The organism is Novosphingobium sp. (assembly GCF_031417815.1).
Taxonomy (GTDB): domain Bacteria; phylum Pseudomonadota; class Alphaproteobacteria; order Sphingomonadales; family Sphingomonadaceae; genus Novosphingobium.
This window is the reverse complement of the sequence record NZ_JANOWI010000056.1, coordinates 39,407-46,230: the sequence shown is the minus strand read 5'-3', so window position 1 is coordinate 46,230 and position 6,824 is coordinate 39,407. Positions and strand designations below refer to the sequence as shown.

5 protein-coding genes are annotated in these 6,824 nt (G+C 64.9%); 3 read left to right on the top strand and 2 right to left on the bottom strand.

Annotated features, from left to right (window positions below; translation table 11 throughout):
- Both RMN99_RS14095 and putA read right to left on the bottom strand, forming a co-directional pair.
- The coding region (locus tag RMN99_RS14095) for a M20 family peptidase (protein ID WP_309623961.1) at positions 1-1,164 on the bottom strand (1,164 nt) is incomplete at its 3' end.
- A gap of 172 nt (positions 1,165-1,336) precedes the next feature.
- Entirely contained in the window at positions 1,337-4,444 is a 3,108-nt protein-coding gene (putA, locus tag RMN99_RS14090; RefSeq protein WP_309623960.1) for a bifunctional proline dehydrogenase/L-glutamate gamma-semialdehyde dehydrogenase PutA, read from the bottom strand.
- Between the two features lie 129 nt (positions 4,445-4,573).
- Here putA and RMN99_RS14085 point away from each other — a divergent pair, with 129 nt between their 5' ends.
- From RMN99_RS14085 to RMN99_RS14075, 3 genes are read left to right on the top strand one after another with little or no spacing between them, the layout of a single operon-like run.
- The gene (locus RMN99_RS14085) at positions 4,574-5,107 is read left to right on the top strand and encodes a YfiR family protein (protein WP_309623959.1); all 534 of its coding nucleotides are present in this window, start codon (positions 4,574-4,576) and stop codon (positions 5,105-5,107) included.
- 4 nt (positions 5,108-5,111) lie between these two features.
- On the top strand, positions 5,112-6,293 hold the full coding sequence (locus RMN99_RS14080; protein WP_309623958.1) for a diguanylate cyclase domain-containing protein: 1,182 nt from the start codon (positions 5,112-5,114) through the stop codon (positions 6,291-6,293).
- A gap of 42 nt (positions 6,294-6,335) precedes the next feature.
- The gene (locus RMN99_RS14075; RefSeq protein ID WP_309623957.1) at positions 6,336-6,821 is read left to right on the top strand and encodes an OmpA family protein; all 486 of its coding nucleotides are present in this window, start codon (positions 6,336-6,338) and stop codon (positions 6,819-6,821) included.
- Positions 6,822-6,824: the final 3 nt, after the last annotated feature.

Below are 6,824 nucleotides of genomic sequence, written 5' to 3'. Positions count from 1 at the left end.
GGTGGCAGCACGGGCACGATCAAGCACATCTTGCGAGCTGTTCCACGGCGCGATACGGTAATTGATCAGCGCGGTCGCGGTTTGCGGCAGGACGTTTTCCTTGGGGCTGCCGGTCAGCATGGTCGGCGCGATGGTGGTGTGCAGCATCGCCGCCGAGGCCGGGCTCGCGGCCATCTTGCCGGTGACCATTCCGCCAAACAGCCAGCGGTTGGCCACAGCCATCTTGTTGACCCCGCCGGCCTTGGCGGCCAGCACAGCAACCATCCCTTCGGCAGGGCCGCGCAATTCCAGCGGAAACTGCTTGGCATTGATCGCCAGAATGGCCTTGGCGAGATTGATGGTGCCGATCTCGTTTGGCGCGGGCGGGGCTGAACTGTGCCCGCCGGTGGCCAGGGCCGTGACGCGCAACGTGGCATAGCCCTTTTCAGCAATCCCGATCATCGCGGCGGGGCCATTGATCATCGGGGTATCGGTGGCGATCAGGCCGCCTTCGTCGATCGTGAACAGCGCCTTGACCTTGCGGCTGGCGAGGACTTTGGCTGCAGCTTCGGCACCGCTGCCGCCCGCTTCCTCATCATGGCCCGACACCAGAATAATCGTCCGCTTGGGCTTGAAGCCCTGCCCGGCCAGCGCCTCCAGCGCTTCGAACAGCGCGACCAGCGATCCCTTGTCGTCCACCGATCCGCGGCCCCAGACCGCGCCTTCGGCTATTTCGCCTGCAAAGGGCTGGTGCTTCCAGTCCTTTTCGGTGCCCGGCGTGACCGGCACTACATCCTGGTGCGCCATCACGATGATCGGCTGGGCGGCCGGATCGCTGCCCGGCCAGGTGTAGAGCAGGGTCTTGCCAAGCAGTTCGCGCTGCATCGCGGCATTCGCCTTGGGATAGGTGCTGGCCAGCCAGACGTGGAGCCGGTCCCATTCGCCGATCTGGTTTTCGGCCGGGTCCTGGTGCGAGACGGTCTGGATCTGGACCGCCTGGCTGAGGTGCTGGGCGGCTGCGGCACTGTCAAAAGCTGGCGGCGGGGCCACGGTGATCCCCGATCCATCGCCCACTGCATCAGGCTTGAACATCGCGGTGCGCGCGGCGACCGTTCCTGCAAGCGCAGCAATTGCAACGCCTGCCACCAGCACCCACTTCTTCATCGCATCACTCCCCATCCCCATCGGACCAACCTATAAGGTCCTCTCCATTTTTGCGAAGCACAAATGGGGAGGTGGCAGTGCGAAGCACTGACGGAGGGGTAACCACGCCAGCCCAGAAACCCCTCCGTCTCGTCCTGCGGACGATCCACCTCCCCATTTGTGGCATTCGCCAAAAATGGGAAGGATCGTTGGGTTACCCCGCCATCAAACTGGCATTGCCGCCGGCCGCAGTGGTGTCGATGCAGGTCACCCGCTCGGTCGCAAAGCGCGCCAGATAGTGCGGGCCGCCGGCTTTGGGTCCGGTGCCCGACAAGCCTTCACCGCCAAACGGCTGGCTGCCGACCACCGCGCCGATCTGGTTCCGGTTGACATAGAAATTGCCGACCCGCGCCCGCGCCTCGATCAGCCGCCGCGTAGCATCGATCCGGCTGTGCAGCCCTAGGGTCAGACCAAAGCCGACGGCATTGATATCGTCCACCACCTGTCCCAGCGCATCGGCTTTGAACCGCGCGACATGGAGCACCGGGCCGAAGTTTTCATTGGCCAGATCGCGGATCGAACCGATCTCGATGATCGCCGGGGCCACGAAATGCCCGGCCTTGCACGCTTCAGGCAGTTTGCGCTGCCACACCGCGTGGCCCTTGCGCTTCATCGCCGCGACGTGGGCGTCGAGCTTGGCCTTGGCCTCGCCATCGATCACCGGGCCGACATCGGTGGCGAGGTCTTCCGGACTGCCGATCACCAGCGCCTCGAACGCGCCTTTGATCATCGCCAGCATCTGGTCCGCCACATCGTCCTGCAGATAGAGCACCCGCAATGCCGAACAGCGCTGGCCGGCGCTCTGGAACGCGCTGGCGACGACATCGCGGGTGACCTGTTCGGGCAGCGCCGAACTGTCAACAATCATCGCGTTCTGCCCGCCGGTTTCGGCCACCAGGGTAGCCAGCGGACCGCTGCGCGCGGCCAGGCTGCGGTTGATCGCCTGCGCGGTTTCGGTCGAGCCGGTGAAGGCTACTCCGGCGATGCGCGGGTCTGAGGTGAGCATCGCGCCGATCGCGCCGTCGCCGGGGACGAACTGGACCACGTCGTTCGGCACGCCAGCCCGGTGGAACAGGTCGATTGCGAAACCCGCGATCAGCGGGGTTTGTTCGGCGGGCTTAGCAAGCACTGTGTTGCCCGAAGCAAGCGGCCCTGCGACAAGGCCAGTGAAAATCGCTAGCGGAAAATTCCACGGACTTATCGCGACGAGCACACCGCGCCCATGAAGGGTAAGCCGGTTGCTCTCACCAGTCGGACCTGGAAGAGCCTCGCCTTCGGGCGTGAACTGACGGCGCGCCTCGGTGGCGTAATATCTCAGGAAGTCGACCGCCTCGCGCAGTTCGAGCACCGCATCGACCAAGGTTTTCCCTGCTTCGCGCTGGCACAATGACAGGAACTCGTCACGGCTTGCTTCATAGAGGTCAGCGACCGCCTCTAACAGATCGGCGCGCTTAGAGCCGCCAAGCGCATTCCAGGATGGCTGGGCAACCAGGGCTGCGCCAATAGCGTATTCGACATCCTGGCCTATTGCATCGAGGCATTCGCCTACAAGTTTGCCGTCCTGCGGTGAATTCACGACCCGAAACTGTGTCTCGTCTGTCGTCAAGTTTGTTGGGGCAAACGTCCAGACGGTTTCGTTTGCTAATGTTTCCATCGCGGTCTGCAGTGGCTCCCTCACCAGCGGATCGGCCAGATCCACGCCCTTGGAATTGACCCGTCCCGGAAAGATATTCCTCGGCAGCGGGATCGCCGGGTTGCGGCGCGGCTTCAGCCCTTCCAGTTCGGCCACCGGGCAGCCGACCAGTTCATCCACCGGCACTTCGGCATCGGCCATGCGGTTGACGAAGCTGCTGTTTGCTCCGTTTTCCAGCAGGCGGCGGACCAGATAGGCCAGCAGTTCCTTGTGCCCGCCAACCGGCGCGTAGATCCGCACCGGGGTGCGCTTATCGCCCTCAATCCGGGCCAGTTCGCCGTAAACGTCCTCGCCCATGCCGTGGAGCCGCTGGAATTCGAAATCGGTGCTCCCGGCCAGCGCCTTGATCGCGCCCACCGTATAGGCGTTGTGGGTCGCAAAGGCCGGGTAGATCGCATCGGGTGCGGCCAGCAATTTAGCGGCGCAGGCGAGGTAGGAGACATCGGTTGCAACCTTGCGGGTGAACACCGGATAGTCGCCGTGCCCGCCGACTTGGCTCAGCTTGATCTCGCTGTCCCAATAGGCGCCCTTGACCAGCCGCACCATGATCCGCCGGTGGTATCTGCGCGCCAGCGCCGTCACCCATTCCGCCATCGGCACCGCGCGTTTCGAATAGGCCTGCAAGGCAAGCCCGAAGCCCTGCCAGCCGCCCGCGAACAAGTCCGGATCGGCTACCAGATCCTCGATGATGTCCATCGACAGCTCGAGCCGCTCGGCCTCTTCGGCGTCGATGGTGAAGTGCACATCGGCATTGCGCGCCTTTAAGGCCAGCACCTTCAGCATCGGCACCAAGGCCGCGCGCGCCGCCTCCGCATGGAGAAAATCGTAGCGCGGATAGAGCGCCGATAGCTTCACCGAAATCCCCGGCGAACGGACAATCCCCGCGCCTGCCTCAGCCGCAATTGCATCGAGCGCGCCGTGATAGCTGGCAAGATACTTCTCCGCATCGGCAAAGGTCATCGCCGCTTCGCCCAGCATGTCGAAGCTGTGGGTCAGGCCCTGCTTGCGCTCAGGCGCGGCGCGTTCCAGCGCTTCGGCAATGGTCCGGCCGAACACGAACTGCCCGCCCAGGATCTTCATCGCCTGCAAGGTCGCCTGGCGGATCACCGGTTCGCCCAGCCGCCCCACTGCGCGCTTGAGCGACGCGCCCAGCCCGCCCGCTTCCGCGCGCCGCTGGAGCAGCACCTGCCCGGTCAGCATCAGCGAGAAGGTGGCGGCATTGACAAACGTGCTGCTGCTTTCGCCGACATGATCGCCCCAGTCGATCCCGCCCAGCTTGTCGTGGATCAGGGCATCGGCGGTGGCGGCATCGGGCACCCGCAGCAGTGCTTCGGCCAGGCACATCAGCGCGATGCCTTCATCGGTGCCAAGACCATAAGCCTGCAGGAACGCATCAAGCCCGCTGGCTTTGTGCGCACGGGCACCTTCGACCAGCCGTGCTGCGATGCGGCGCGCCGCGTCATGAACCTGCAATGCGGGGGCAGCCTCGGTGAGGCGCAGCGCAATGCAGGCTTCCTCTTCCATCCGGCAAGCGCGGCGAAGCGTGTTACGATCGATCGGGCTGTGCATAGCTTCGGGCACTAGCATTGGTTGCGTTCGAAACCAATCCTGCGGCCAAACCTGTAAAAAGACTCAGTCGCTGCGGCCAACTTCGCGGTTTTCGTAAGGATTAGGGTGGTCTATCGCCCGATCACGGGGATGAACACCATTACGCGCCTTTCTGCCGCCTGTGCGGCGACCTTGTCGGTGGCGGCGCTGGGCGCCGACATGCCGCTGGGTAGCAGCCCGGTGGGCGGTCCCTATGCCGGCGCGGTGGCGCGCACGGTGCGGGCGATCCTTGAATATTCGCGCTGGCCGCAGCCGCGCAGCGCGCTGGTGCTGTGCGTGGCCGGCAATGCCCAGCACGGCGCGCAGATCGGCAATCAGCGGCTGTCCGACGGGCGCCAGGTGGTGCGCCGCAACGTGGCCGCCCAGCCCGCGGCGCTGGCGGGGTGCGATGCGGTCTATATCGGATCCATTCCGCTTGCCGCGCAGCGCCAGCTGACAAGCGCGGTGCGCGGCCGCGGCGTGCTGACCATTGCCGAAAACGATCCCGGAAGCTCAAGCGAGGCGATGTTCACGCTGACCTTCAAGCCCGCTGGCCTCAGCTTCCGGATGAACATCGATGCCGTTTCGCGCTCGGGCCTCAGGGTCGATCCGCGGGTGCTGCGCGTCGCCAAGAGCGGGGGCTGACGCGATGACGCCCGCCCGTTTGCCCACCTTGCGCCTGCTGCTGTCGCGCGTCCATCTGCAGCTGATCATTTTCGCCGTGGTGCTGGCCACCGCCAGCCTGATGCTGAGCGGGGCAATGGTGATCCACAACTACATGGCAACCAACCTGCGGCTGGCCGCCGATACGGTGGCCTATTCAGCCGAGCCGGCGATGGTTTTCCAGGACAACCAGGCGATGACCGATGCAATCGGTGCAGTGGCCGGATATCCCAGCGTTGACCGGGTTGAACTGCGCGACAATGCGGGCCGTAGTCTGGCCAGCTGGACACGGGCGCACGGCGATGCGCGCGGCTGGCTGGTGCGCAAGCTCAACGCCGTGGTCTGGCCCAGGCCAACTGCCGCGGTTGTCAGCCATTCGGGCGAAAAGATCGGTGCTGTGCTGGTCTATGGCAATTCGGGCGGAATTCTGCGTTTCATCGCCGCGGGGCTGGTGATCGCGCTGGCATGCATCGGCCTGAGCGTGGTCGGCACGCGGATCCTGGCGCGGCATTTGCAGCAAGGTGTGATCGGCCCGCTGGAGCAGGTGGCGCGCGTTGCGCACGAGGTGCGCGAACAGCGCGCCTTCGAAAAGCGGGTGCCCGCATCCGGGATCGCCGAGATCGACCGGCTGGGGCAGGATTTCAACGCGCTGCTGGCCGAACTGCAGGCCTGGCAGGCCGGCATGCTTTCCGAAAATGCCGAGCTCAAGCGCCGCGCGCGGCATGATGAACTGACCGGGCTTGGCAACCGGGCGCTGTTCGAGAAGACCGTCCAGACCGCGATCGAAAGCGGCCTGTCGCTGGCGCTGATCCACGTCGATATCGATGGCTTCAAGGCCTTCAATGCGGTGCACGGGATCGAGAGCGGCGATGCCGCCTTGATCGCGGTGGCGCAGCGGCTGCGCAGCGTGCTGCGCGGCGATGACGCCGCCTTCCGCATCGGCGGGGACGAGTTTGCCGTCTTGCTGCTCCCGGCGCCCGAGGGCGCTGGCGTCGACGCCGCGGTGGACTGGATCAGGGTTGCGATGGACGATGCCGTTCGTCTGCCTGACGGGACCCAGGCGCGCATCGAACTTGCCATCGGACAAGCCCGCCATCCGCAGGACGGCGCGACGATCGGCGAATTGCTAAGCAAGGCAGATTCTGGCATGCATCCCCGGAACGCGTAACGCGTTATCGGGATACGTGCAGAGCAAGAGGATCGCCGGGAAATGCGTGGGATTTTGGCAGTTGCAGCAATCGCGGTTCTGGCCGCTTGCCAGACTGTGCCGCAGGCTTCGGATTTTTCGGACAAACAGGTTGCTGCGCTCACCGAGGCTGAATTCAAGCCGGTGGGGGAAAACTATGAGCTGGGCTTGTCGGAACGTGTGTTGTTCGCCGTCGACCAGAGCGAGCTCTCTCCTGAAGCTGGCGTCACGATCGGCAAATTGGCCGCGGTACTGACCAGTGTCGGCATCGATGGCGCGGGGGTCGAAGGCCATACCGATTCGACCGGATCGCCCGAATACAACCAGCAGCTGTCCGAACGGCGCGCAGCCGCGGTCAAGGCGCAGTTCGTCACAGCAGGCATGCCGGCGGCCAATGTGCGCGCCGTCGGCCGGGGTGAAACCCAGCCGATCGCCGGTAACGACACACCCGAAGGCCGCACGCAAAACCGCCGCGTGGTGATCATCGTGACGCCTGACGACGCCAACTGACGG

Excerpts from the sequence above, each read along its gene's own strand:
- putA (WP_309623960.1), bottom strand. The coding sequence starts at position 4,444 with ATGCACAGCCCGATCGATCGTAACACGCTTCGCCGCGCTTGCCGGATG.
- RMN99_RS14085 (WP_309623959.1), top strand. The coding sequence starts at position 4,574 with ATGAACACCATTACGCGCCTTTCTGCCGCCTGTGCGGCGACCTTGTCG.
- RMN99_RS14080 (WP_309623958.1), top strand. The coding sequence starts at position 5,112 with ATGACGCCCGCCCGTTTGCCCACCTTGCGCCTGCTGCTGTCGCGCGTC.
- RMN99_RS14075 (WP_309623957.1), top strand. The coding sequence starts at position 6,336 with ATGCGTGGGATTTTGGCAGTTGCAGCAATCGCGGTTCTGGCCGCTTGC.